At 47.0% G+C, this 764-nt stretch carries 1 protein-coding gene; it reads left to right on the forward strand.

Annotated elements, in window-relative coordinates; genetic code table 11:
* Positions 1-764, forward strand: a 764-nt coding sequence (locus A3729_RS09630; RefSeq protein ID WP_156497852.1) for an IMP dehydrogenase, incomplete at both ends; no start/stop codon positions are given.

Genomic DNA, 764 nt, shown 5'->3' on the forward strand with positions numbered 1-764 from the left:
TTCGTGCTGTTAAGAAATTTGAAAGTGGTGTAGTGAAAGACCCTATTACCGTTGCTTCAAATATGACGGTACGAGAAGTGTTAGAGCTGACGGCAGCTAACAAAATTTCAGGTTTACCGGTTGTTGACGGTAAAGACTTGGTCGGTATTGTCACTGGCCGTGACATCCGCTTTGAAGGCAGTTTGGATACTAAAGTCTCAAGTATCATGACACCTAAAGATAAGCTGGTGACCGTAAAAGAAGGCGCTACTTCAGACGAAATTCGCGAGTTGCTGCATAAGCACAGAATCGAAAAAGTATTAGTGGTTAACGATAGTTTCGAACTAACCGGCCTTGTAACGGTTAAAGATATCCAAAAGTCGCAAGACTATCCAAATGCTTGTAAAGATGAAGCAGGACAGCTCAGAGTTGGTGCTGCTGTGGGTACGGGTGCTGGCACTGAAGAGCGCGTTGATGCATTGGTGCAGGCAGGTGTTGACGTGATTGTTGTCGATACGGCACACGGACACTCTAAAGGCGTTATTGACCGTGTTCGCTGGGTAAAAGAAAACTACCCGCAGGTGCAAGTGGTTGGTGGTAACATCGCAACAGCTGAAGCGGCGATAGCATTGGCTGAAGCAGGTGCAGATGCGGTTAAAGTCGGAATTGGCCCGGGCTCAATTTGTACGACACGAATTGTGGCTGGTATTGGTGTTCCTCAGGTTTCTGCGGTGGCTAATGTTAGTGCAGCTTTGAAAGAGCTTGATGTGCCTGTTATCGCTGAT

Source organism: Oleiphilus sp. HI0043 (assembly GCF_001634935.1).